Consider the following 2,294-nt stretch of genomic DNA (forward strand, 5'->3'; position numbering starts at 1 on the left):
AACCACAATATCAACAGCTACAGATCGAACCAGGTGATCCACTACCTCCAAACCCATCTCCCAGTATCAGGTTGGGAGACAAGTAAATTTTCGATATCGACCCCTAATGCAGCAGCATAAGTGGGGTCAAGAGCGTGTTCCGCATCTACAAAAGCTGCAATACCTCCTGTTTTCTGAATTTCGGCGATCGCGTGTAAAGCAAGGGTAGTTTTCCCCGAACTTTCTGGGCCATAAATTTCAATAACTCTGCCCTTGGGTAAGCCACCTCCCAATGCTAAGTCTAAAGTCAATGCCCCACTAGGAATTGTTTCCACCTTCATGCGGGTAGCATCTCCCAAACGGACAATTGACCCTTTACCAAAACTTTTTTCTATAGTTTTCAGGACTGAATCTAAAGCTTTTTGTTTTTCTTTGTTATCTGTAGCTGAAGCCATGTATTTTTTTCCCAACTTAACACTAGACATTGACATTCTCTGAGGCTAAACCCCTAGCTATAGCCTGAGATTTTGAAGAGACTTGGAGGTAGCTAACTGCTAGACCCACTACTCTACACTTTAGATTAGGAGAGCCAAAACCTTCCTATTTTCGATTTCACGAAAACTAAGCCGTGCGAAACATACCATACTCAGTCACCTTATTCTCTAGGATTAAGGCCACTGTCGATGGACACGGCCAAGGTTCTACTCTAAAAAATATCCGTGTCACAAAACCCATAGCTTTACTTAATTTTCTAGGTATATTTTATTTACCATAGTCTCCAGAGGCTGCTAGTAAACGAAAACCTCTACAGAATGGCTACCCAAGTTAATCAATGTAGTTTTGCATACTGCATAATAGTAGCATTTTTAATTTTCTATGATTAGATAATACATATAAATATTATTCAGATGCTTCTATTATAATTTTTATAACATTTTTACTTATATAAACAAGGATTATTTGTAGCAATAATAAAAAAAAATGTTGAAGCTTATTGGCTGTCTTGCTCTTTCTCAGCAATTATTTGTGCTATCTTATACTTAGTAATATAGTCAGGGTCAGTGTATAAATTATTACTCTAGACACTTAAGATAGTGTAAATCAATATTTCAGTTAGCTAATACATCTGAGTAAATTTTTAGTCATCAACATTATATAGATAATGGCAAAAAATATTCCTTTCGTTGACCTCAAGCTCCAACATCAACCACTAAAAACAGAACTAGAAAATTCCATCCAGGCAGTATTAGAGAGAGGAGACTTTATACTTGGTCAGGCAGTAGAAAAATTTGAGTATTCATTTGCAGAAGCTTGTGGAGTTAAAAATGCTATTGGAGTTGCTTGTGGAACGGATGCCATAACACTAGGACTTCAAGCTTGTGGTATTGGTGCGGGTGATGAAGTAATTTTACCTGCTAATACATTTATCGCCACATTAATTGGGGTACTTCATGCTGGTGCTATCCCCGTTCTAGTGGACTGTAATCTTGACAATGCCTTAATTGACTTAGAAGCAGCTCAAAAGGCCGTCACCTCCAAGACTAAGGTAATATTACCAGTACATCTTTACGGTCAAATGGTAGCTCCTAGTAAATTACAAGACTTTGCTCAAGCTAACAATTTGATTATATTTGAAGATGCAGCCCAAGCTCATTTGGCACAAACAGAAGGATATCGTGCTGGAAGCATAGGAACAGCTGCTGCATTTAGCTTTTATCCAAGTAAAAATTTAGGTTGCTTTGGTAATGGAGGAATGGTTATTACTAACGATTCGGTGGTGGCGGATAAAATGCGAATTCTCCGTAATTATGGCGCACCGTGTAAATATGTTCATGAGGAAGTAGGTACTAACAGTAGGTTAGACACCTTACAAGCTGCAGTACTAAATGTCAAGCTTCCTTATTTAGAGAGCTGGAATAGCGATCGTAACCAAGCAGCTCAAAAATATGATAGCCTTCTCAATCCAATGAAAGAAAAAGGTATTATTCCCATACAGAATTTGAGTGGGAGTGGGCATATTTATCACTTATATGTGATTCGAGTCACCGACAAATCTCCCATTAACCGGGATACCCTAAAAGAGAAATTAACAGCCGAAGGTATTTCTGTTGGTATACATTATCCTATACCCTGTCATCTCCAACCAGCCTATAAAAATTTAGGCTATAAACAAGGAGATTTTCCCAATAGTGAAATTCTCAGTCAACAGATTTTATCCCTACCTATGTATCCTGTCATTAGTGAAGAACAAATTAATCAAGTTGTTGAGACAATTAGTAAGAGCTGATTTGTAAACTTAGCTAAAACCCTTATGT

Annotated in this window: 1 protein-coding gene and 1 pseudogene; one reads left to right on the forward strand and one right to left on the reverse strand. The window is 37.8% G+C overall.

The features are described from left to right. Nucleotides 1-434, reverse strand: a pseudogene (locus tag F6K13_RS29135) (ATPase domain-containing protein); the annotation flags it as partial. 707 nt (nt 435-1,141) lie between these two features. Between F6K13_RS29135 and F6K13_RS29140 the strand changes: the two are divergent. Then, nucleotides 1,142-2,266, forward strand: coding sequence for a DegT/DnrJ/EryC1/StrS aminotransferase family protein (locus tag F6K13_RS29140; RefSeq protein ID WP_124144566.1), 1,125 nt, complete (start codon nt 1,142-1,144; stop codon nt 2,264-2,266). The last annotated feature ends 28 nt before the right edge of the window (nt 2,267-2,294 follow it).

The organism is Okeania sp. SIO2B9 (assembly GCF_010672505.1).
Taxonomy (GTDB): Bacteria; Cyanobacteriota; Cyanobacteriia; order Cyanobacteriales; family Microcoleaceae; genus Okeania; species Okeania hirsuta.